This is a genomic window from Cupriavidus sp. BIS7, assembly GCF_000292345.1.
Classification (GTDB): Bacteria; Pseudomonadota; Gammaproteobacteria; order Burkholderiales; family Burkholderiaceae; genus Cupriavidus.
On the sequence record NZ_ALOU01000032.1, the window covers coordinates 1 to 23,547 of the forward strand.

The 23,547-nt window shown below is 64.1% G+C and carries 18 protein-coding genes; 6 read left to right on the plus strand and 12 right to left on the minus strand.

The window, feature by feature from the left end; all coding sequences use genetic code 11:
* Window positions 1–30: 30 nt before the first annotated feature.
* The 3 genes from B552_RS0111845 to B552_RS0111855 are packed head-to-tail and all read right to left on the minus strand — an operon-like array spanning window position 31 to window position 2,455.
* On the minus strand, window positions 31–297 hold the full coding sequence (locus tag B552_RS0111845) for a hypothetical protein (protein WP_019449237.1): 267 nt from the start codon (window positions 295–297) through the stop codon (window positions 31–33).
* On the minus strand, window positions 294–1,706 hold the full coding sequence (locus B552_RS0111850) for a LutB/LldF family L-lactate oxidation iron-sulfur protein (RefSeq protein WP_019449238.1): 1,413 nt from the start codon (window positions 1,704–1,706) through the stop codon (window positions 294–296). Before B552_RS0111850 ends, B552_RS0111845 begins: the two co-directional genes overlap by 4 nt.
* Before the next feature lie 23 nt (window positions 1,707–1,729).
* The gene (locus B552_RS0111855; protein ID WP_019449239.1) at window positions 1,730–2,455 is read right to left on the minus strand and encodes a (Fe-S)-binding protein; all 726 of its coding nucleotides are present in this window, start codon (window positions 2,453–2,455) and stop codon (window positions 1,730–1,732) included.
* A gap of 240 nt (window positions 2,456–2,695) precedes the next feature.
* Between B552_RS0111855 and B552_RS0111860 the strand changes: the two genes are divergently transcribed.
* On the plus strand, window positions 2,696–3,481 hold the full coding sequence (locus tag B552_RS0111860) for an IclR family transcriptional regulator (protein ID WP_019449240.1): 786 nt from the start codon (window positions 2,696–2,698) through the stop codon (window positions 3,479–3,481).
* Between the two features lie 78 nt (window positions 3,482–3,559).
* Here the strand turns inward: B552_RS0111860 and pbpG are convergent, their stop codons facing one another.
* The 4 genes from pbpG to B552_RS0111880 form a co-directional block, all read right to left on the minus strand.
* A complete protein-coding gene (gene pbpG, locus B552_RS0111865) occupies window positions 3,560–4,741 on the minus strand; it encodes a D-alanyl-D-alanine endopeptidase (RefSeq protein ID WP_035879754.1) in 1,182 nt (393 codons plus the stop codon).
* A 283-nt stretch (window positions 4,742–5,024) separates the two neighbouring features.
* On the minus strand, window positions 5,025–5,720 hold the full coding sequence (locus B552_RS0111870) for a nitroreductase (RefSeq protein WP_019449242.1): 696 nt from the start codon (window positions 5,718–5,720) through the stop codon (window positions 5,025–5,027).
* 24 nt (window positions 5,721–5,744) lie between these two features.
* Window positions 5,745–6,191, minus strand: a complete 447-nt coding sequence (locus B552_RS0111875; protein ID WP_019449243.1) for a thioesterase family protein — start codon at window positions 6,189–6,191, stop codon at window positions 5,745–5,747.
* A gap of 127 nt (window positions 6,192–6,318) precedes the next feature.
* A complete protein-coding gene (locus tag B552_RS0111880) occupies window positions 6,319–7,242 on the minus strand; it encodes a histone deacetylase (protein ID WP_019449244.1) in 924 nt (307 codons plus the stop codon).
* A 428-nt stretch (window positions 7,243–7,670) separates the two neighbouring features.
* On the opposite strand from B552_RS0111880, the gene phaP1 reads away from it, so the two are divergent.
* Entirely contained in the window at window positions 7,671–8,249 is a 579-nt protein-coding gene (gene phaP1, locus B552_RS0111885; protein ID WP_019449245.1) for a TIGR01841 family phasin PhaP1, read from the plus strand.
* A gap of 281 nt (window positions 8,250–8,530) precedes the next feature.
* Here the strand turns inward: phaP1 and lpdA are convergent, their stop codons facing one another.
* From lpdA to aceE, 4 genes are all read right to left on the minus strand, one after another.
* A complete protein-coding gene (gene lpdA / locus B552_RS0111890) occupies window positions 8,531–10,315 on the minus strand; it encodes a dihydrolipoyl dehydrogenase (RefSeq protein ID WP_019449246.1) in 1,785 nt (594 codons plus the stop codon).
* A gap of 39 nt (window positions 10,316–10,354) precedes the next feature.
* On the minus strand, window positions 10,355–10,951 hold the full coding sequence (locus tag B552_RS0111895; protein ID WP_026035578.1) for an MFS transporter: 597 nt from the start codon (window positions 10,949–10,951) through the stop codon (window positions 10,355–10,357).
* Between the two features lie 168 nt (window positions 10,952–11,119).
* The gene (gene aceF, locus B552_RS0111900; protein ID WP_019449248.1) at window positions 11,120–12,784 is read right to left on the minus strand and encodes a dihydrolipoyllysine-residue acetyltransferase; all 1,665 of its coding nucleotides are present in this window, start codon (window positions 12,782–12,784) and stop codon (window positions 11,120–11,122) included.
* A gap of 200 nt (window positions 12,785–12,984) precedes the next feature.
* Entirely contained in the window at window positions 12,985–15,672 is a 2,688-nt protein-coding gene (gene aceE, locus B552_RS0111905; protein ID WP_019449249.1) for a pyruvate dehydrogenase (acetyl-transferring), homodimeric type, read from the minus strand.
* A 438-nt stretch (window positions 15,673–16,110) separates the two neighbouring features.
* Here aceE and B552_RS0111910 point away from each other — a divergent pair, with 438 nt between their 5' ends.
* Together B552_RS0111910 and B552_RS0111915 are read left to right on the plus strand one after the other, a co-directional pair.
* Window positions 16,111–18,726 carry a PAS domain S-box protein gene (locus tag B552_RS0111910; protein ID WP_019449250.1) on the plus strand — a complete coding sequence of 872 codons (2,616 nt, stop codon included), beginning with the start codon at window positions 16,111–16,113 and terminating at the stop codon, window positions 18,724–18,726.
* Between the two features lie 138 nt (window positions 18,727–18,864).
* Window positions 18,865–19,497, plus strand: coding sequence for a response regulator transcription factor (locus B552_RS0111915; RefSeq protein WP_019449251.1), 633 nt, complete (start codon window positions 18,865–18,867; stop codon window positions 19,495–19,497).
* Window positions 19,498–19,589: 92 nt separating this feature from the next.
* On the opposite strand, the gene B552_RS0111920 is transcribed toward B552_RS0111915, so the two are convergent.
* Window positions 19,590–20,285, minus strand: a complete 696-nt coding sequence (locus B552_RS0111920) for an energy-coupling factor ABC transporter permease (RefSeq protein ID WP_019449252.1) — start codon at window positions 20,283–20,285, stop codon at window positions 19,590–19,592.
* Window positions 20,286–20,445: 160 nt separating this feature from the next.
* Between B552_RS0111920 and folD the strand changes: the two genes are divergently transcribed.
* Window positions 20,446–21,303 carry a bifunctional methylenetetrahydrofolate dehydrogenase/methenyltetrahydrofolate cyclohydrolase FolD gene (gene folD / locus B552_RS0111925; RefSeq protein ID WP_019449253.1) on the plus strand — a complete coding sequence of 286 codons (858 nt, stop codon included), beginning with the start codon at window positions 20,446–20,448 and terminating at the stop codon, window positions 21,301–21,303.
* Window positions 21,304–21,412: 109 nt separating this feature from the next.
* Window positions 21,413–23,515, plus strand: coding sequence for a M3 family metallopeptidase (locus tag B552_RS0111930; RefSeq protein ID WP_026035579.1), 2,103 nt, complete (start codon window positions 21,413–21,415; stop codon window positions 23,513–23,515).
* The last annotated feature ends 32 nt before the right edge of the window (window positions 23,516–23,547 follow it).

The following is a 23,547-nucleotide window of genomic DNA, read 5'->3' on the forward strand; positions in this document are numbered from 1 at the left end:
TTCATATAAGGGGAGCAAACAAGTGGTTGCCTAGACTGTCCCCGCCTTGTCCAGCCACTTCCTGAGCTGATCCGTTACCGCCGTGCTGGAAAACGAGCAGCTATCCTGCGCAAACACGGCCGACATCTCCATCCTGCGCAGCAACTCTTCCATCGCCTGACCGAACACCGGCGGCAGCGTCAGCGAAGACGCCGAAGCACGCCACTGCCCGATCAGGTCCCCCACCGGCAGGTTACCCGCCACGTGAGCATCCAGCGCCGACCGCATGGCGGCCAGCGTATCCTGATTGGCGCTCATGAACGCGCCCTCCTTTCCTTGTAAAGTTCGCGGAACGTGCGGCCGCTCGGCGCCGGCATGTCACGCGTATCGGTCCAGCCTTTGCCAGCCATCGGCAGGCTGGCGATCAGTTTGCTATGCCCGCCCATGCGTGCCAGCATGCGCGCGCCCATGCGCGTGACGAACGCGTACAGATCGGGGCGACGAGCGACGAAGCCCCAGACCTGCAGCGCCACCCGCTCCTGCCATGGACGCAGGCCCCGCTCCATCTGCTTTTCGCGCAGCTTGCGCAACAGATCGGACAGCGGAATCGACGCCGGGCAGACGCGGTTGCATTCGCCGCAAAGCGTGGCCGCCTGCGGGAGATCAACCGCGTTGGCCAAGCCGACGTAGCTGGGCGTCAGCACGCTCCCCATCGGACCGGGATACACCCAGCCGTACGCATGCCCGCCGATCTTCTGGTACACAGGGCAGTGGTTCATGCAGGCGCCGCAGCGGATGCAGCGCAGCATTTCCTGGAACTCGCCGCCTATCAGTCCGCTGCGGCCGCCGTCGACGAGCACGAAGTACATGTGCTCAGGTCCATCACGCTCGCCCTCGGCACGCGGCCCGGTCAGCAGCGAGAAATAGTTCGAGATCGCCTGGCCCGTTGCCGAACGCGGCAGCAACCGCATTACGGTGGCCAGGTCTTCCAGCGTCGGCAGAACCTTCTCGATGCCCGTCACGGCCACATGCACGCGCGGCATGATCGTGCACATGCCTTCGTTGCCTTCGTTGGTGACGACAGCCACCGATCCGGTCTCGGCGATGATGAAATTGCCGCCCGTCACGCCCATGTCGGCAGACAGGAACTCCGGGCGCAGCACCTCGCGCGCCTCGCGCGTCATCTCGGGGATGTCCGTCAGGCGCGGCTTGTTGTGGACCTTGGCGAACAGGTCGGCAATCTCGTCCTTGTCCTTGTGGATCACCGGCGCAATGATGTGCGACGGCGGCTCGGCATCGTTGATCTGCAGGATGTACTCGCCGAGGTCGGTCTCGATGCTCTGCACGCCCATCTCGCCAAGCACCTGGTTCAGGCGCATTTCCTCGGTCACCATCGACTTGCTCTTGATGACCTTCTTCACGCCGTGCTTCTGCGCGATCTCGGCCACGAGCCGCGCCGCGTCGGCGGTGGATTCGGCAAACAGCACCGTGGCGCCGCGCTTGGTCGCGTTCTCCTCGAAGGTGGCCAGCCAGACGTCGAGATTCTCGAGCGCACGGTTGCGGCGCTCCTTCAGCGCGGCGCGCGTGGCATCGAAATCGATGTCGCGGATCGCATCGGCACGCGCGGTGACGAACTTGGTCGAGAGCTTCTTGAGGTTCTGCTGCAGGCGCTGGTCGGCAAGCTTCTGCCCGGCGCGCGCCTTGAATTCCATGCTGTGGACTTGCATCGTGGGGGCTCGCAAGCAGGTGGTCAGGCGTCGCCGGCCAGCACCTGCGCGATATGCAGCACGCGAGTCTGCGTATCGCCCGAGCGGCGCAAGCGGCCTTCGATATTGAGGATGCAGCCGAGGTCGCCAAGTACCACGGCATCGGCACCGGTGTTCCTGATATTGGCGCACTTCTCATCGACAATCGCCGTGGAAATGTTGCCGTACTTGACAGAGAACGTGCCGCCAAACCCGCAGCACGCCTCGCAATCCTTCATCTCGGACAACGTGACTCCCGGCAGCTTGCCGAGCAACGCGCGCGGCTGCTGCTTGACACCGAGTTCGCGCAGGCCGGAGCAGGAGTCGTGATAGGTAACGTGGCCGGCAAAAGTGGAATCGAGCTTGTCGATCTTTGCCACGTTGACGAGGAAATCGGTCAGCTCGAACACGCGCTCGCGCAGCCGCTCGTAGCGGCCATGAAGCTCGGGGTCGTCGCGCAGCAGGTCCTGGTAGTGGTGACGGATCATGCCGCCGCATGAGCCGGAAGGCACCACCACGTAGTCGAACATTTCGAACTCGCGCAGGAATTTCTCGGCCAGGTCGCGCGACACCGTGCGCTCTCCGGAGTTGTACGCAGGCTGGCCGCAGCAGGTCTGCGCTTCGGGCACCATCACCTCGTAGCCAGCCGATTCCAGAAGCTTCAGCACGGAGAACCCGATCTCCGGACGCATGAGGTCCACCAGACAGGTGGCGAACAGTCCGATTCGCATCGCTTCCCCTTTTTCCAGACCCAGAACCCTCGCAATTATGCCCCTTCGCCTCGCCGCTGCGGGCATTGGACGCCGCAATCTCTTCAGCACGGTGCCCAAAACGGCTCATGGAGCATGTGCGGTCATCGCGCAACGCATTCGAGCGTATTCACTAACATCGCATTTCACCAGTTGAAATTTTCACGATGTGAGATAGAATCAGGCGAACGCTTAATTTGCCGCACGGCACAATTTTTCTCCATGGCAGAAGCAGACAAGTCACCCGGCAAGACCTCGATCCAGGTGATCGAACGCATGATGACGCTGCTGGACGCATTGGCCCAGCACGCAGATCCCGTCAGCCTGAAAGAGCTTTCGCAGGCCACGAGCCTGCATCCGTCCACCGCCCACCGGATTCTCAACGACATGGTGGCGTGCCGCTTTGTCGACCGTTCCGATCCTGGCAGCTATCGGCTTGGCATGCGCCTGCTCGAACTGGGCAACCTGGTCAAGGCGCGCCTGTCGGTGCGTGACGCGGCGCTGGCGCCGATGCGTGCCCTGCACCGCGTCACCGGGCAGACCGTGAACCTGTCGGTACGTCAGGGCGACGAGATCGTCTATATCGAGCGCGCCTACAGCGAGCGGTCGGGCATGCAGGTGGTGCGCGCCATCGGCGGCCGCGCCCCGTTGCACCTGACCTCGGTCGGCAAGCTGTTCCTGGCGGCGGACGAGTCCGCGCGTGTGCGCAACTACGCCACGCGTACCGGGCTGGCCGGCCATACGCGCACGTCGATCACGGAGATCGCCAAGCTCGAACGTGAACTGACCTGGGTGCGCGCCAACGGCTATGCGCGCGACAACGAGGAACTGGAGCTTGGCGTGCGCTGTATTGCGGCCGGCATCTATGACGACTCACGGCGGCTCGTCGCGGGGCTTTCGCTGTCAGCCCCTGCGGATCGGTTGCAGGATAGCTGGCTGCAGAACCTCAAGGACACCGCGCTGCAGATCTCGCGCGGCATGGGCTACGTGCCCGAGCCTACTGCCTGACCAGACCATCCAGGCAAAAAAAGAACGCGCCGCGGGCGACTAACCCGACGGCGCGTTTTCCATGCGCAACGGCACTGCTCAGGTGCCGTGCGACTGCTGCGAGACCAGGATCGCCGTGGGCGAGTTAGGGCCCTGAGTAAGATTTGGTGTCGACGGGAAAGGGCGCGGTTGCGCCTGTGTCGCCGGTTGATGTTCAAGCCAGTTACGCATACGGGTGGCATCGGCAAAGCGGGACAGCTTGCCAACCGAATCCAGGAACACCATCACCACGTTGCGGTCGTTCACACGCGTCTGCATGACCAGGCACTGGCCGGCTTCGGAGATATAGCCGGTCTTCTGCAGACCGATATCCCAGCTGCCGCCGCGCACCAGGCGGTTGGTGCTGACATAGTGCATCGGACGTCCCAGCACGGTCACTTCATGCTCGGGCTGCGTCGAGAATTCGCGGATGGTCGGATTGCGATAGGCGGCATTGACCAGGCGAGCCAGGTCCATCGCGCTCGACACGTTGCTGCTGGACAAGCCGTTCGAATCGACAAAGTGGCTGTCGTTCATGCCCAGTTCGCGTGCCTTGCGGTTCATCGCGCCGACAAAGGCGGGCAGACCGCCCGGATAGTTGCGGCCCAGCGCCGAGGCGGCGCGGTTTTCGGACGACATCAGCGCCAGCAACAGCATTTCCTGGCGCGGAAGCTGCGCGCCGAAGCGCAGGCGCGAGCCGGTGTGCTTTTCGGTATCGCGATCTTCCTCGGTCACCGTCAGCATTTCATCCATTGGCAGGTGCGCATCCATCACCACCAACGCCGTCATCAGCTTGGTGATCGATGCGATCGGCAGCACGGCCGTCGGGTTCTTCTGGAACAGCACCTCATTGGTGGCCTGATCCATCACCAGCGCTACCGACGAGCGCAGCGCAAGTGCATCCTCGGTTTCGCGCAGGCCCATCGATTCGCCCAGCGATGGCTTGGCCGGCACGAACGCCGCACGCACAGGCGCGGCGCGGCTGGCTACCACGGTGCGCTTGCCGTTGCGAACGACAATCACCTTGCGTGAAGAAGCCTCCACCTTCTCGGATGCAACCTTTTTGGTTGCTTTAGTGGATTTTGCCTGCTTTTTCGACGACGTTTTCGTCGCAGTCGACGTCGTCGCTGCGTACGAGGCCGGCGCGGCCAGCAGGGTTACCGATACGAGCGCCGAAGTGGCGATCGCGGTCAATTGGGGAAGGCCGAAGAGTCGGAACATAAAGGTCTCGGTCCGGAACATGGTCTGCACAGCGCGGCTGCGGAATGGCGCTAGTTTAGGAAATTAAGAAATTGTTAGCAAGATTAATGACTTACGGGCGCTCTTTAAAGTTTGATTGGCAAACATTTCCGCATTACGGTAAAAGCGCCTGTTGCGTCATATTCTCGTCACACCAGAAACAACATTTGGACGGCGACTGTGCTACCAGCGTGACTCCGACAACACCGCGAGCCGTCTCACTACAAATTCGTCTCAACATCCATATCGGCCGACAAAGTCAAATCTTCACGACCTCAAGGACAACTCAGGAAAGAAAACGCGCGAACTCGCTAACCGGTTCACGTTCCGTCGTCAATTGATTGGCCGTGGCATCCGGATCGGCATAGCCGAGCGACATGCCGCACACCACCATCTCCTCCTCCGTCAGGCGCAAATGCTCGGCGATGACCCTATGGAATTGAGTGAATGCCGCCTGAGGGCAAGTGTCCAGCCCTCTTGCGCGTGCGGCCACCATGATGCTTTGCAGGAACATGCCGTAGTCGAGCCAACTGCCCTGCTCCATGATCCGGTCGATCGTGAAGATCATGCCCACGGGTGCATCGAAGAAGCGGAAGTTGCGTGAGTGCTGCTCATGCATGCGTGCCTTGTCCTCGCGGCTGATCTGCAGCAGCGAGTAAAGGTCCCAGCCCACCTTGCGGCGACGTGCCAGATACGGATTGGCCCACTCGCGCGGATAGTACGGATACTCTTCGCGATACTTCAGATCGCGCTCGGGGTCGTCGTAGGCGGCCAGCACCTCGGCGCACAGCCGCGTCTTGGCGTCGCCGGACAGCACATACACCTTCCACGGCTGCGTATTGGTGCCGGAAGGCGCACGGCTGGCCACCGCCAGAATTTCCTCTACGGTTTCTCGCGATACCGGGGTATCCAGGAATGCGCGAATCGAACGGCGCGTGGTAATGGCGCGATCGACGATCGCAGCGTCACCGGGGGTCGACATGCTCTACGGTCTCCTTGTTCTTTCTCACTTATCCGACTGACCAACCACCAACGCCTCCAGCGCATCACGCAACGGCTGCGGCAGCGGCGCCGGGCGCCGCGTCTCGCGGTCGACGTACACGTGCACGAAGTGCCCCTGTGCCGCCGCCACATCCTCATCGTTGCGAAACAGCCCTACCTCGTAACGCACGCTGGAATTGCCGAGCCTGGCCACGCGCAGGCCGGCCACGACCGTATCGGGAAAGCTCAGCGACGAGAAGTAGTTGCATTGGGTCTCGATCACCAGCCCGATCGTCGCGCCCGCCTCGATATCCAGCACGCCAGCCCGGATCAGGTACGTGTTAACGACGGTATCAAAATAACTGTAGTAGACAACGTTGTTGACGTGGCCATAGACATCGTTATCCATCCAACGCGTCGTGATGGATTGAAAGTGCGCATACGCACTACGGCGATCGGGTTCGGGCTTCATCGTTATCGGATCAGGAACAGCTCGGACAATCGGCGCAGGCGGGGTACGCACAAGCTCGGTATGAGCGCACGGGCCGCCACAAGGTTCCGGGAAATTGCCAATTCTTGATTGGTTATTGGCGATTGGCTCATGACGTGCACACGCCAGCGGCGGCAAGCTGCTCGTGATACCGCGCGGCCAGCGCAACGGTCTGCGTGTGTACCGCCACGGTGTCTTCGATCTGGTTGCCATAGCCACCCGCCATCGCCACCGCGATCGGCAGCCCGCGCGTGCGCGCCGCCTCGAACACCATCGAGTCGCGCCGGGCAAGGCCCGCCATCGTGAGCTTCAGCCGGCCCAGGCGATCGCCCTCGTGCGGGTCGGCGCCGGCCAGGTAGATCAGCAGGTCGGGGGCGAAGCGCGCGAAAAGCGTGTCGAGCGCCGTAGCCAGTGCAGCCGCATAGGCATCGTCGTCGCAGCCGTCTGGCAGCCCCACATCGAGATCACTGGCCTCCTTGCGGAACGGGTAGTTCTTCTCGCCATGGAGCGACAACGTGAAAACCGTCGGATCGTCGCGCAGGATCGATGCGGTGCCGTTGCCCTGATGGACGTCGAGGTCGATCACCGCCACGCGGCGCACGCTTCCGTCACGCTGCAGCCGGCGTGCCGCGATGGCCGCATCGTTGAACACGCAGAATCCGCCGCCTTTGTCCGCGTAGGCGTGATGGGTGCCACCCGCCAGATTCACGGCAACCCCCTGCTCCAGCGCCGCCCTGCACGCGGCGATCGTCGCGCCGGCAGAGCGCCTTGAGCGCTCCACCATTTCATGTGACCAGGGAAAGCCGATCTCGCGCTGGCGGGTCGCGTCGAGCTGGCCGGCCGAGACTTCGGCGATATAGGCGGCCGTGTGGGCCAGCGCCAGGGTGTCGTCATCGGCACGAGGCGCCTCGTGCAGCGTCAGCCCACGCACATCGCGCATCACGGCGTCACGCAGCATGCTGTACTTGCACATCGGAAAACGATGGCCAGGCGGCAGCGGAAGGACGAAGTGATCGGCGTAGAAGGCAAGCATCGGGGCGGGTTACGAATCGGGAAGTGCTGAAATAGCATCATTCTCCGACCGGGCAGTCAGCGATGGTAGCACCCCGGTCCCGCCCCGGCACCCCCATCGTTGAAAGGTGCGTGAATCAGCCGGATTTCTCGCGTTGCATCAAGCCGCCGGATCAGGACAAACCCTTACTCCATGCGGCATAGGTCGACTCGCCTGCTCTTTCCGGCCGGGATTTCAAACATTTATTTGTGCGACGCACAAAATCCGCTTGACACCAATCGTTGTTCTCTTAAAATTGGAATTGTTGCGGCGCACCAAAGGTTTTTAGCAGCGCCACGATACAAGACACATCGCTCGGGCTAGCCAGGACATCAAAGTCATGGCTCTGACATCTGGGCGGCTTATTTTCCCTTTTGCTTGACCTTGAAGTTCACCACTGGAGACCAGCAATGATCCTGACCCCGGAACAAGTTGCAGCCGCGCAAAAAGCCAACCTCGAAACCCTGTTTGGCCTGACCTCGAAGGCTTTCGAAGGCGTCGAGAAGCTCGTTGAGCTGAACCTGCAAGTGGTCAAGGCGACGTTCGCCGAGAACGTCGACAGCGCAAAGAAGGCCCTGTCCGCCAAGGACGCCCAGGAACTGATGGCCATTCAGGCCTCCCTGGTGCAGCCGGTTGCCGAAAAGACCCTTGCCTACACCCGTCACCTGTACGAAATCGCTTCGGAAACGCAAAGCGAATTCACGAAGGTGGCTGAAGCCCAACTGGCCGAAGGCACGAAGAACGTGCAAGCCCTGGTCGAAAACTTCGCCAAGAACGCTCCGGCTGGTTCGGAGTCGACCGTGGCGATCGTGAAGTCGGCGATCTCGGCTGCCAACAACGCCTACGAGTCGGTTCAGAAGGCGACGAAGCAAGCCGTGGAAATGGCTGAGACCAACTTCCAGGCCGCTGCCACCGCCGCGACCAAGGCTGCTCAGCAAGCCAGCGCCTCGGCCCGCACCGCTGCCAAGAAGTCGACCGCTGCTGCCTAAGCAACGGTAGTAATACCAGCGTACCGGCTTCGGCCGGTCCGTTGGCCAAGCGCCCCGCCACCCGGGACGTTTCGCCAACGGCGGCGATTTCCCGATCGCCTCGTACCGATGTCTCCTCGGTACCCGATTCCAAAAGGTATCGTTCAAGCCCGGCCCCTGCATACAGGGGCCGGGCTTTTTTTCGCGCTGTTTGCCTCCCCGCTCCCACACACGATGCCGGAGAGCCAAACAAAAAAAACCCGCCAGATTCTGGCGGGTTCTTCTCACTGCGGGTTCAGCAATCAGCGCTTGCGCGGCGGCGGAACGTCCGTGCAGACACCTTCATAGATCTCGGCAGCCATGCCGATCGACTCGCCGAGCGTGGGGTGCGGGTGGATCGTCTTGCCGATATCCACGGCATCGGCGCCCATCTCTACCGCCAGGCAGATCTCGCTGATCAGGTCGCCCGCATGGGTGCCGACGATGCCGCCGCCGATGATGCGGTGGGTTTCCTCATCGAAGATCAGTTTCGTGAAGCCCTCGTCACGGCCGTTCGCAATTGCGCGGCCCGAGGCTGCCCACGGGAATACGCCCTTGCTGTACTTGATGCCTTCCGCCTTGCACTGGTCTTCGGTCACGCCGGCCCAGGCCACTTCCGGATCGGTGAACGCTACCGACGGAATCTGCTTGGCATCGAAGTAAGCCTTCTCGCCGTGCGCGGCTTCGGCCGCCACGTGCGCCTCATGGACGGCCTTGTGGGCAAGCATCGGCTGGCCGACGATATCGCCGATCGCGAAGATATGCGGCACGTTGGTACGCAACTGCTTGTCGACGTTGATAAAGCCGCGCTCGGTCACAGCCACGCCGGCCTTCTCGGCGCCAATCTTCTTACCGTTCGGCGAACGGCCGACCGACACCAGCACAGCGTCGTAGCGCACGGGCTCCGCCGGCGCGGCCTCGCCTTCGAACTTCACGTAGATGCCGTCCGGCTTGGCTTCCACACCCACGGTCTTGGTCTTCAGCATCACATTGTCAAAGCGATGCTTGTTCATCTTGTCCCAGACCTTGACCAGGTCGCGGTCGGCGCCTTGCATCAGGCCGTCGAGCATTTCCACCACGTCGATACGCGCGCCGAGCGTGCTGTACACAGTGGCCATTTCCAGGCCAATAATGCCGCCGCCGACCACGAGCATCTTGTTCGGGATGTCGCGCAGTTCCAGCGCACCGGTCGAATCGAAGATACGCGGGTCTTCGGGGATGAACGGCAGCTTCACGGCCTGGCTGCCGGCCGCGATGATCGCCTTTTCAAAGCGGATCACGGTCTTCTTGCCGTTAGTGGCCTTGCCGTCGCCTTCCGTTTCCTGCACTTCCAGGTGATGCGGGTCCAGGAACGTGCCGACGCCGCGCACCACCTGCACCTTGCGGGCCTTCGCCATGCCAGCCAGGCCACCGGTCAGCTTGCCGACCACACTTTCCTTGTAGTGGCGCAGGCCATCCAGATCGATCTTGGCTTCGCCGAAAAGGATGCCGTGCGCGGCCAGCGCCTTGGCTTCGTCGATCACGGCTGCGTTGTGCAGCAGCGCCTTCGACGGAATGCAGCCGACATTCAGGCACACGCCGCCGAGCGTGCCGTAGCGCTCCACCAGCACGGTGTTCATGCCGAGGTCGGCCGAACGGAACGCCGCCGAGTAGCCGCCAGGGCCTGCGCCCAGCACAAGCATTTCGCACTGGATATCGGCGCCGCCGGCATGCGTGGCGGCAGCCGGAGCTGCCACCGGAGCCGATGCAGGCGCTGCGGGCGCTGCAGCAGCCTTCGGCGCCGCAGCAGGAGCCGGTGCGGCCGCCGCTGCGCCAGCTTCGACCGTGCAGATCAGCGTGCCCTTGGCCACCTTGTCACCAACCTTGACCTTCACGTCGACAACCTTGCCGGCAGCCGACGACGGTACTTCCATGCTGGCCTTGTCGGACTCCAGCACGATCAGCGACTGCTCTTCCTCGACCGTGTCGCCAGCCTTGACCAGCACTTCGATCACTTCCACCGCGTCGAAATCGCCGATATCCGGCACCTTGACTTCGATCACACTCATGCTTTTCCTCCTGGGATGCGCGCCCTGCCCGCCTCGGGCTCAGGCCGCGCCGTCGTTGTTGGTTGCCACCTGCAGCCGTACGGTATGCACGTCGATCGGTCCTGCCGAACTCTTGTCGAACTCGATGCCTGCGTCCACGCCGATCCGCGCGATCGCCCCGGCATCGAGGTCAGGGCGGTCATAGACCGAGTGCATGGCGCCGAGCGCGTAGTTGCGGCCCGAGCCGATGCCCCAGAAACGATCGAACGAAAACACCTCGCGGTACGAATAGACGCCAAAGATGCCGCCCGCATTGGCAATCAGGCAGACGATCTGCGATGACTCATAGGGGTCGTCCTCGTCTTCCTTGGTGTTGATGAAGTACTCGTTCTTGAGTCTTTCATGCACCTTGAGGAAGGTCCGGAACACGTCGTCGCGGGTATGCAGGCGGCAATCCTCGCCCATCCCCGCCAGCAGACTGCGCATGACCGGGAAATGCGCTGTGGTGCCCGCCAGGCCGACAAAGCTGTCGCCCACGGGAATCACCTTCTGGTTGCGCTCATAGGCACGCGAAAGCCGCGTGTCGCCGAACGTCACCAGCGCATCGGCCGCGATCGCCACCTCGTCACCTTTCCTGACGACAACGCAGGTAGTCATGGCATACCTCTACTTGTCACCCTGCAGTTCGCACACCGGCAAAGCCGGTGTGCGTTGCGGTTGCTTCAAGATGAAGCAAAGCGGTTCTGGCTAGGCGCGCGGCCGCAGACAGTACAAGTGGTACGGCAAGGCCGCGCAACGACGCCAGAATCATCTTTAAGCGACCGCTTACAGCAGAATGCGGCGGAAATCCGCCAGAAGCGCCGCGAAGTACGTGTTGAAGCGCGCGGCCTCGGCGCCGTCGATCACACGGTGATCCCACGACAGCGACAGCGGCAGCGTCAGGCGCGGGGCGAACTGCTTGCCGTCCCACACCGGCTTCATGTACGACTTGCACACGCCCATGATGGCAACTTCCGGCGCGTTGATGATCGGCGTGAAGTACGTGCCGCCGATGCCGCCCAGCGACGAGATCGAGAAGCAGCCGCCCTGCATCTGGTCCGGCTTGAGCTTGCCGTCGCGTGCCAGCTTGGCCAGCTCGCCCATTTCCTGGCTGATCTGGAACACGCCCTTCTTGTCGGCGTCCTTGATTACCGGGACCACCAGGCCGTTCGGGGTGTCGGCCGCGAAACCGATGTTGAAGTACTTCTTCAGCACCAGGTTGTCGCCGTCCAGCGAGGCATTGAAGTTCGGGAACTTCTTGAGCGCCGCCACGGTGGCCTTGATCATGAATGCGAGCATCGTGACCTTGATGCCGGCCTTCTCGTTTTCCTTGTTCAGCTGCACGCGGAATGCCTCGAGGTCGGTGATATCCGCTTCGTCGCAGTTCGTGACGTGCGGGATCATGACCCAGTTGCGGTGCAGGTTGGCACCCGAGATCTTCTTGATGCGCGACAGCGGCTTCGACTCCACCTCGCCAAAGCGCGTGAAATCGACCTTCGGCCAAGGCAGCAGGTCCAGGCCCACACCAGTGCCGGCAGCGGCAGCCGGTGCGGACGGCGCGGCGGTCTGGCCGCTCATGACGCCCTTGACGTAGTTCTGCACGTCTTCCTGCGTGATGCGGCCCTTGGGACCGGTGCCGGGCACGCGCGCCACGTCGACGCCCAGTTCGCGCGCGAACTTGCGCACCGACGGGCTTGCGTGGGCGGCCTTGCCGGACACGCCCTGGACTGCCGGTGCGGCAGCCGGAGCGGCGACGGGGGCCGGGGCGGCAGCTACAGGAGCCGGCGCTGCGGCAGCGGTCGCCGGAGCGGCCGGAGCCGCAGCCGGAGCCGCCACCGCAGCGGCAGCACCACCAGCAGCTTCCAGGATCAGGATCAGCGTGCCTTCGGCCACGTTGTCACCGACCTTGACCTTGATTTCCTTGACGGTACCGGCCTGCGGCGACGGCACGTCCATGGTGGCCTTGTCGGATTCCAGCGTGACCAGCGCGTCTTCGGCGTTGATCTGGTCGCCCACCTTCACGTGGATTTCGATGACGGGCACGGCGTCGTAGTCGCCGATGTCCGGCACCTTGACCTCGACCGTGCCACCACCGGCGGGGGCCGCAGCCGGGGCAGCCGGAGCGGGTGCCGGGGCTGCCGGCGCGGGTGCGGCGGCGGCCGGGGGCGGGGCAGCGGCTGCGGCCGGAGCGGGCGCGGCAGCAGCAGCGCCAGCGGGCTCGAGCATTACCAGCACCGAGCCTTCGGAAACGTTGTCGCCCACCTTGATGCGGACTTCCTTGACCGTGCCGGCCTGCGGCGACGGCACGTCCATGGTGGCCTTGTCGGATTCCAGCGTCACCAGCGCGTCTTCCGCGTTGATAGTGTCGCCCGGCTTCACGTGCACTTCGATGACGGGAACGGCGTCGTAGTCGCCGATATCCGGCACCTTGATTTCAATCGCTTGACTCATTCAGTGTCTCTCCTGGGCAGCCGGCACCTGGTCAGATACGACAATCGCGACAAACGCAATCGGCGAGGTTACTCTCGCCGCACGCATCTGTCACGCTGCCGCGCATCACCGTCGCCGCGGGGCGCCGCCGGACCAGCCGGGGGCGCCCCGCGGCGCGGCGGGTGCCGCACTGCGGGGGTTCAGTCGTGCAAGTCCGGGGGTCAGACCGACATCGGGTTCGGCTTGTTCGGGTCGAGGTTGTACTTCTTGATGGCTTCAGCCACCTTCTCGCGACCGATCGCACCTTCGTCGGCCAGCGCCTTCAGTGCAGCCAGCGTGACCCAGTGACGGTCCACTTCGAAGAAGTGGCGCAGCTTCTCGCGGGTATCCGAGCGGCCGAAACCGTCGGTGCCCAGCACCACGTAGCGGCGCGGCACGAACGGACGGATCTGTTCGGCGAACGCGCGAATGTAGTCGGTGGAGGCAATGACCGGACCACGCACGCCCTTGAGCTTCTGCGCGACGAACGATTCGCGCGGCGCCTCGGTCGGGTGCAGCAGGTTGTGCCGGTCGGCCTCGTGGCCTTCGCGGGCCAGCTCGGTAAAGCTCGGGCAGCTCCACAGGTCCGACTCCACGCCCCAGTCCTTCTTGAGCAGGTCGGCGGCGGCGATCACCTCGCGGAAGATCGTGCCCGAACCGAGCAGCTGCACGCGCGGTGCGTTGCTGTTCTCAACGCCCTTGCGGAACTGGTACATGCCCTTGATGATGTCCGACGCCGAGCCGGCCGGCATTTCCGGATGCTCGTAGTTCTCGTTCATCACCGTCAGGTAGTAGTACACGTCTTCCTGTTCGACGTACATGCGGCGCAGACCGTCCTGCATGATCACGGCCAGCTCGAACTGGAACGTCGGATCGTACGAAATGCAGTTCGGGATCGTGGCGTGGAACACGTGCGAGTGGCCGTCCTCGTGCTGCAGGCCTTCGCCGTTCAGCGTCGTGCGGCCGGCCGTGCCGCCCAGCAGGAAGCCGCGCGAACGCATGTCGGCAGCGGCCCAGCACAGGTCGCCGATACGCTGGATGCCGAACATCGAGTAGTAGATGTAGAACGGGATCATCTGCACGCCGTGCGTCGAGTACGACGTGGCGGCGGCGATCCAGTCGCACATGGCGCCGGCTTCGTTGATGCCTTCCTGCAGCACCTGACCCGTCTGCGATTCCTTGTAGAACATCAGCTGGTCATGGTCTTCCGGCACGTACTTCTGGCCTTCCTGGTTCCAGATGCCTACCTGGCGGAACAGGCCTTCCATGCCGAACGTGCGCGACTCGTCCGGGACGATGGGCACCACATGCTTGCCGACCTGCTTGTCCTTGAGCAGCGTGTTCAGGATACGCACGAAGGCCATCGTGGTGGACACTTCGCGGCCTTCGCCGGTGGCCTTGAGCAGTGCGTCGAACGCCGACAGCTCGGGCACCTTCAGCGCCTCGGCCTTCATGCGGCGGGCCGGCAGGTAGCCGCCCAGGTCCATGCGTGCCTTGCGCATGTACTCCAGTTCCTTCGAACCTTCCGGAAACGTCAGGTACGGGACTTCCTCGAGCTTGTCGTCCGGCACCGGGATGTTGAACTGGTCACGGAACGCGCGGATCGCGTCCACCGGCATCTTCTTCTGCTGGTGGGCCACGTTCATGGCCTGGCCGGCATCGCCCATGCCATAGCCCTTGATGGTCTTGGCCAGGATCAGCGTCGGCTGGCCCTTGTGGTCGCTGGCCGCCTTGTAGGCCGCGTAGACCTTGTGCGGATCATGACCGCCACGGTTCAGGCGCCAGATGTCGTCGTCGGACCAGTCGGCCACCATGGCCTTCAGTTCCGGCGTGTTGAAGAAGTGTTCGCGCACGTAGGCGCCGTCCTTGGACTTGAACGTCTGGTACTCGCCGTCCACGCACTCCATCATGCGCTTCATCAGCAGGCCCTTGGCGTCGCGTTGCAGCAGCTGGTCCCAGCGGCTGCCCCACACCACCTTGATCACGTTCCAGCCCGAACCGCGGAATTCCGATTCCAGTTCCTGGATGATCTTGCCGTTGCCGCGCACCGGACCGTCCAGGCGCTGCAGGTTGCAGTTGATCACGAAGACCAGGTTGTCCAGACGTTCGCGGCCGGCCATGCCGATCGCACCGAGCGATTCCGGCTCGTCGGTCTCGCCGTCGCCCAGGAAGGCCCAGACCTTGCGGCCCTCGGTGTTGACCAGGCCGCGGCTCTGCAGGTACTTCATGAAGCGGGCCTGATAGATCGCCATGATCGGGCCCAGGCCCATCGAGACGGTCGGGAACTGCCAGAAGTCCGGCATCAGCCACGGGTGCGGGTACGACGAAATGCCCTTGCCATCCACTTCCTGGCGGAAGTTGTCGAGCTGTTCAGGGGTCAGGCGGCCCAGCAGGAACGCGCGCGAATACACGCCCGGCGCCGAGTGGCCCTGCACGAAGACGAGGTCGCCGCCGCTCTGCTCGGACGGCGCGCGCCAGAAGTGGTTGTAGCCGACGTCATAGAGCGTGGCCGCCGAAGCGAACGACGAGATGTGGCCGCCGACGTTGGTGTGCTTGTTGGCGCGCAGCACCATGGCCATGGCATTCCAGCGCGTGTACGAGCGGATGCGGTGCTCGATGTCCTGGTCGCCCGGAATGCGAGCCTGCTGCTCCACCGGAATGGTGTTGATGTACGGCGTTTCGGCGTGGAACGGCTGGGTGACGCCGTTCACGCGGGCGTATTCGATCTGCTTATCGATCAGGAACGCGGCGCGCTCGGCGCCTTCCGCGTTGAGGACGCCCTGCAGGGCATCCAGCCATTCATGCGTTTCCTGGGGATCTGCGTCGTTGGCGCTGCTTGCGCCGAGGATCTGCTCTGGTACAGCGGACATGACTGTCTCCTGGTGAATTCCTGCCCGGCGCCCATGCCCATACGGTAGACGGGACTCCAACGGCCGGACTGACGATTTTTGACGTCGCGGCGAAGCGCCGAGTCTTGCCCTGGCATCGGTAGTGGCCAGAGCCGGATCCTCCCAGGGGCCATGTCTCGCGCATCGCCCGGATCCTGTACTCGGCAAGCGCATGGCGCCCGCCCGCATTGTTCGGTCGAAGCGATTCTATGGAAGCACAGCAACCGATGACAAGCGAAATTTTCAGATTACGAAGTCATTTCTCATAATGCGGAATATTGCCGCAGTGCATCAGAAATCTCCCGCCACGCCCCTAAAGGGCCCCGCGCCCGTGCCGAAAATCCTTTGTCGTCTAGGCGCTTTCCCCAAGCGACGCACCGCAATAAAGCCGATACACTGGTCGGTCAGCCGTCAATCCCTATGCAGTTTCTCGAACGAATCCTATCTGGCCTACGTACGGCCATTCTGCCGCCGAACCCCGCCGGCGCCGTGAACGATCCCCCCCATGGCGTGGCCGCCGGCGCGGCGCATGCCGTCCACGAAGATCCGCATAACGACCATCAAGGCGAGGCCCATGTGAGCCCCGATGGCGTGGGCGGAGGCGTTCCGCTGCCCGCCGCCCCGCGACGTCTCTGGCTCATGCGCTGGCGCAATCTCGTCGCCACCAGTTGGTTCATGTTCATCCCGCTCGTGGCCATTGTCCTGTTCACGGTGGCGATGGGCGTCATCCTGTGGTCGCTGCACGAAACCGAACGCCAGCAGCAGCGCGACGCGCTGTACCGGGATGCCGCCTGGGCGCAGCAGCGCGTACGGCTGTCACTGCTCAGCAATCAGGACCAGCTTGCCTCGCTGGCGCGCGATATCGCCGCAGCCCAGTTGGACCAGGGCGCCTACCGGACTGCCGCCCAGGAAATCCTGCGCGAAAACCCCGAGATCGTCTTCATTAACTGGCTGGACGCCACGCGGCGCGGCCGCTGGTCGCTGCCGTCGACGTCGGAATTCGCCCCCCGCCTGCGTGAATCGGCCGACCAGCCGCTTGAACCCGAGGTACTGGACACATTCGACGCCGCGCGCGAAACCCAGCGCGTGGTCTATTCGCGCCCGCTCACCAATGACCGCGGCGACAGCTTCATGCTGATGGAAGTGCCGATCGTGCGGGACAACGAGTTCCTGGGCACACTGGGTGCGCTGTATTCGATCAACGGCATCCTGACCCACCTGTTGCCGCCCGAACTGACCGAGCGCTATCGTTTTTCGCTGATAGACAAGAACAACCTGACCCGCGCCAGCACCTCGGTGCGCCCGGTGCCGGGGAATGCGTTGTCCTACGAAGTGCTGCTGGACCCGCCCGGCCACTCGCTGTCGCTGCGCGCGGATGCCTACCCGCCGCCATCGAACCTGCCCAACAATATGCTGCTGTGGCTGGTGGTGGGGCTTTCCTGCTTCCTGCTGTGGAGCCTGTGGAGCATGTGGCGCCACACGAGCCGCCGATCCGAGGCGCAGCGCGCGCTGCTGGCCGAGACCTCATTCCGCCGCGCGATGGAAAACTCGATGCTGATCGGGCTGCGGGCGCTGGACCTGAACGGCCGCATCACCTACGTGAACCCGGCGTTCTGCCGCATGACGGGATGGGCGGAGACCGAACTGCTGGGCCGCGTGCCGCCGTTCCCCTACTGGCCGCCCAACGACCAGCAGGAGATGCAGAAGCAGATCGATCTGACACTGCAGGGTAAGTCGCCGCCCACCGGCTATGAAATGCGCGTGATGCGCCGCGACGGCAGCAGCTTCTTCGCGCGCATGTATGTCTCGCCGCTGGTGGACAGCCGTGGCCGCCATACGGGCTGGATGAGCTCGATGACGGACATCACCGAGCCGAAGCGCGCGCGCGAGGAGCTAGCCGCCGCGCATGACCGCTTCACCACGGTGCTGGAAAGTCTCGACGCGGCCGTGTCGGTGCTGGCCACGGACAAGGCCGAACTGCTGTTCGCCAATCGCTATTACCGGCAGTTGTTCGGCTGGGAAGCCGAAGGCCACCTGAAACTGGCTGGCGACGAGGTGGACAAGGAGCAGATGTCGAGCGACAACACCGACTTCGTCGATGCCTACGCCGGCCTGCCCGCGTCCGAACTGATGCCGTACGCGTCCGATGCGCGCGAAGTGTTCGTGCCGGACATGCAGAAATGGTTCGAAGTGCGCCGCCGCTACATCCAGTGGGTGGACGGCCATCTCGCGCAGATGCAAATCGCCACCGACATCACGGTGCGCAAGGCCGCCGAGGAAATGGCGCGCCAGCACGAGGAACGGCTGCAGTTCACGAGCCGCCTGACCACGATGGGCGAAATGGCGTCGTCGCTGGCGCACGAACTGAACCAGCCGCTGGCGGCCATCAACAATTACTGCATGGGCGCCGTGGCGCGCCTGCACTCGGGCCGCAGCACCCCGGAAGACCTGATTCCCGTGCTGGAGAAGACCTCGGCGCAGGCCGTGCGCGCGGGCACGATCATCAGCCGCATCCGCGGTTTCGTGAAACGCAGCCAGCCGCAGCGGCGCGAGGCCGCGCTGCACGATATCGTTGCCGACGCCGTGGGCCTGGCCGACCTGGAGGCCACGCGCCGCCGCGTGACCATCCTGACCCGCCTGCCAGCCCCACCGCTGATGCTCTTCGTGGACCCGGTGCTGATCGAACAGGTGCTGGTCAACCTGCTCAAGAACGCCGTGGAAGCGATGGCTGGCCTGCCGGCCCTGCGCGCCGCGGGCGTGGTGCGCCTGCATGCCCGCGTGGAGAATGCCGAGTTCGGCCAGATCGTCTGCATCGACGTGATCGACCAGGGCCCGGGCGTGGACGAAGCCACCAAGGAGCGCCTGTTCGAACCGTTCTTCAGCACGAAATCGGACGGCATGGGCATGGGCCTGAATATCTGCCGCTCGATCATCGAATCCCACCAGGGACGTCTCTGGGTGGAAAACAATGTGGACGGTATCGGTTGTACGTTTAAAATCACGCTGCCGCTGCAGCCAGCGCTACCCGAACAGTAACGGGGGCGCCCTCGGGCGAAACGGACAACCCTCTGCCGCGGGGCATCGGGAGGTCGTCCGGGTCGTTTGCCTGGGGGTGTCGCGCACTGCCGCTGGCGGTTACACTTCGTTGCAAACGACTTTGCCCCAGGAGACTTCATGACCGCAACGCCCAGCCCCACGCCTCATCGTGGCGAGACCGTATTCATCGTCGATGACGATGAAGCCATGCGTGACTCGCTGACCTGGCTGCTCGAGGGCAACGGCTACCAGGTGCGCAGCTTCAACAGCGCCGAGCAGTTCCTGTCCGCGTACGACGCCAGCCAGGTTTCGTGCCTGATCCTTGACGTGCGCATGCCCGGCATGAGCGGCCCGGAGTTGCAGGAGCGCATGATCGCCGAGAACATCGACATCCCCATCGTCTTCATCACCGGCCATGGCGACGTGCCGATGGCGGTTTCGACGATGAAGCGCGGTGCGATCGACTTCATCGAGAAGCCATTCGACGAATCCGAGCTGCGTGCACTGGTGGAACGGATGCTGCAGAAGGCCCGCACCGATCATTCGGCCGCGCGCGAGCAGCGTGCCGCCAAGGACCTGCTGAGCAAGCTGACCACGCGCGAACAGCAGGTGCTCGAGCGCATCGTGGCTGGCCGCCTGAACAAGCAGATCGCCGATGACCTGGGCATTTCCATCAAGACCGTGGAGGCGCACCGCGCCAACATCATGGAAAAGCTCAACGTCAACACCGTGGCGGACCTGCTGCGCCTGGCGCTCTCGCGCAACAGCTGACCGGCCGACCTGCCGACCAGACCTGCCCGACGGGCTTCGCGGCCAGCCGCGAAGCCCTTCCCGCCTGTTTCCCTCTATTTCCCCTATTTCCCCTATTTCCCCTTCAGATATTCCTCGTCGGTGAACGTCAGCACCCATTGCGGGCGATAGACGACGAAAATCGCCACCAGCATCCCCGTCAGGAACGCCTCGCCAAATGCGATGATCACGGCACCGGTCAGGCCGTCGCCGATCGTCAGCCCGGCATGGGGCAGCCCCATATGGAATTGCCACAGCGTGCGCAGGCCACCGGCAACGATTGCCGCCACCAGCGCGGCAAAGTACCCGTGCCCGAGGATGAAGATGAATGGGTGGCGCGGCAGCCGGCGCCGCATCAGGGCTTGCAGCCCGGCCGTCACCAGCCCCGGCACCACGGCCATCCAGATATAGCGCGGCGCCAGCGATATCCAGGCAATATCCTGCCAGCCCTGCCCCGACAGGTAGGCCAGACCCAGCAGCGACACCAGGTTAACCACGGCCAGCGTCAGCATCGCCAGCGACAGCCCGAACATCGTGACGGCCAGCGAGGCACCCATCAGTTGGACAACAACCCCGCTTCCCACCGTGGCGCGCGCCGACCAGAGCAGCGTCAGGAATACGAGCGAGCCAAGCCATGCGTGCTGCAGCGGCTCCTGCCGCAACAGCCGCCAAGGCCGCTGCGACACCACCCAGGCAAGCATCCCCACCGAGAGTGTCGGAAGCGGCCAGGTGGCCAGCAGGGCCCGAATTGAAGAATCGTCGATGTGCATCGGCGGATGCTAGCAGCCCTGGCCCGGTCCGGGCTTGTATCCGATCAAGCCGATCCTGACGGCGGTCAACACCCTTATAATCCGGGTTTTGCACGCGGCGCCGCACCCCGCACCCGGCGCCTGCTCTCCGTTTCCGAAGCCTCTCCAGTCACCTACCCCCATGTCCGCTCACCTGATCGACGGTAACGCCCTTGCCAAACAAATCCGCGCCGAGGCCGCCCAGCGCGCCGCCCGCCTGACCGCCGCCGGCCATCAGCCGGGCCTGGCCGTGGTGCTCGTGGGCGAGGACCCCGCCAGCCAGGTCTACGTGCGCAACAAGGTCAAGGCCTGCGAGGACAACGGCTTCCATTCGTCGCTGAACCGCTACCCGGCGGACCTCTCCGAGGCCGACCTGCTGGCCCGCATCGACGAACTGAACCGCGATTCGAAGATCCACGGCATCCTGGTCCAGCTTCCGCTGCCGAAGCATATCGACAGCCACAAGGTGCTGGAAGCCATCGCGCCGGAAAAGGACGTGGACGGCTTCCATGTGGCCAATGCCGGCGCGCTGATGACTGGCGCCCCGCTGTTCCGCCCGTGCACGCCGTACGGCTGCATGAAGATGCTTGAGTCGATCCAGTACCCGCTGCGCGGCGCACGCGCCGTGGTGGTTGGCGCCTCGAACATCGTCGGCAAGCCGATGGCCATGATGCTGCTGCAGGCCGGCGCAACCGTGACGATCTGCAACAGCAAGACGCGCGACCTGGCCGCTCACACGCGCGACGCCGACGTAATCGTGGCCGCCGTGGGCCGCCGCAACATCATCACGCCGGACATGGTCAAGCGCGGTGCCGTGGTCATTGACGTTGGCATGAACCGCGACGACGCCGGCAAGCTGTGCGGCGATGTGGACTTTGCCGGCGTACGCGAGGTAGCCGGCCATATCACGCCGGTACCGGGCGGCGTGGGCCCGATGACGATCACGATGCTGCTGATCAACACGCTGGAAGCCGCGGAGCGCGAAGCCGGCATCGCCTGAGCGATGGGTCAATCGCGCCAATAGGAAAGTCGTACTGGATATTTGGGCGCAGAGGCCTCATCTTGCACCTGTAATGCCGCATTCAGGCAGCCAACCGGAATTTGCCACCATGACCGATACCACCGACCGCGCCAACAACCCGCTGCTTGACTTTGCCGACCTGCCGCGTTTTGCGGAGATCCGGCCCGAGCACATCGGACCGGCGCTGGATGTGCTGCTTGCCGAGGCACAGGCCGCCGTCGCAATCGCCGAGAATCCGGCCACGCCTGCCACCTGGGCCAGTGCCGTCGAGGCGCTGGAGACCGCCACCGAGCCGCTCGGCCGCGCCTGGGGCGTGGTTGGCCACCTGAGCGCGGTATCCGACACTCCCGAATTGCGCAAGGCTCACGCCGACAACCTGCCGCGCATGACCGAGTTCTGGTCGTCGGTGGGCCAGAGCCTGGCCCTTTACGAGAAATACAAGGCCGTTGCTGCGAGCACCGAGTTCGCCGGGCTGTCGCCGGCGCGCAAGCAACTGCTTGAAAACGAACTGCGCGGTTTCCGCCTGGGCGGCGCCGAGCTGCCCGAGGACCAGAAACCGCGTTTCGCCGAAATCCAGGAGCAGCAGGCGCAACTGTCCAAGGCGTTCTCCGATCACGTGCTGGACGCCACCAACGGCTACGCGCTGTATATGGAGGACGAAGCCCGCCTGTCCGGCATCCCCGCCGACGCACTGGAAGCGGCCGCGCTGGCCGCGCAGAAGGATGAAAAGGCCGGCTGGAAGTTCACGCTGCACTTCCCTTCGTATTTCCCGGTGCTGCAGTACGCGGACGACCGCGCGCTGCGCCAGACCATGTACGAGGCCAGCGTCACGCGCGCCTCGGAACTCGGCGCGCAGTATGGCAACGGCCAGGCGGACTGGGACAACACGGCCAATATGCGCGAGCAGCTGACGCTGCGCCGGGAAGAGGCGCACATGCTCGGCTACAACAACTACGGCGAGGTGTCGCTGGTGCCGAAGATGGCCGAGTCGCCCGCCGAAGTGCTCAAGTTCCTCGACGAACTCGCCGTCAAGGCGCGTCCGTTCGCCGAGCGCGACTGGGCCGAACTGCGCGAGTTTGCCGCGGCCGAGCTGGGCCTGGAAAAGATCGAGCCATGGGATGTGGCCTATGCATCGGAGAAACTGCGCCAGAAGCGCTATTCGTTCTCCGACGACGAGGTCAAGCAGTACTTCCAGGAACCGAAGGTGCTTGAAGGACTGTTCGGCGTGGCCGAGAAGCTGTTCTCGGTCAAGATCCAGCCGGACACGACGCAGACCTGGCACAAGGACGTGCGCTTCTTCCGCGTGGTGTCGCCGCAAGGCGCCCTGCTCGCCCAGTTCTATATCGACCTGTACGCGCGGGAAGGCAAGCGCGGCGGCGCTTGGATGGACGATGCGCGCGGCCGCAAGGAACGCAGCAATGCCACCGTGCAGACGCCGGTGGCCTACCTGACCTGCAACTTCACCGCGCCGGTTGGCGACAAGCCCGCGCTGTTCACGCACGACGAAGTCATCACGCTGTTCCACGAATTCGGCCACGGCCTGCACCACATGCTGACCCAGGTGGGCGACCTTGGCGTGTCCGGCATCAACGGCGTGGAATGGGATGCCGTGGAACTGCCGTCGCAGTTCATGGAGAACTTCTGCTGGGAGTACGAGGTCCTGTCGACGATGACGGCGCACGTGGACACCGCCGCCCCGCTGCCGCGCGTGCTGTTCGACCGCATGCTGGCCGCGAAGAACTTCCAGAACGGCATGATGACGCTGCGCCAGATCGTGTTCTCGTCGTTCGACATGCACCTGCACACCGACTTTGACCCGCAGGGGGCGGTGTCGGTGCTGGACCTGTCGCGCCAGGTCAACGACACCCGGCACGTGGTACCGCAATCGCCGCTGTCGCGCTGGCCGAACACGTTCAGCCACATCTTCGCGGGCGGCTACGCGGCGGGCTACTACAGCTACAAATGGGCCGAAGTGCTGTCCGCCGATGTCTATGCCGCATTCGAGGAAGCGGCGCAGCTTTCGGGCAGCGTGCTCGATGCCGCCACTGGCGAGCGCTATCGCCGCGAGATCCTGTCTGTGGGCGGCAGCCGCCCGGCGATGGAATCGTTCGTGGCGTTCCGCGGCCGCGCGCCCCGGATCGATGCGCTGCTCAGGCATGGCGGCATGACCGAGACGGCAACGGCAGCCTGACCACCCTGCGCTCCCCAACCAGGCGCCCTGAG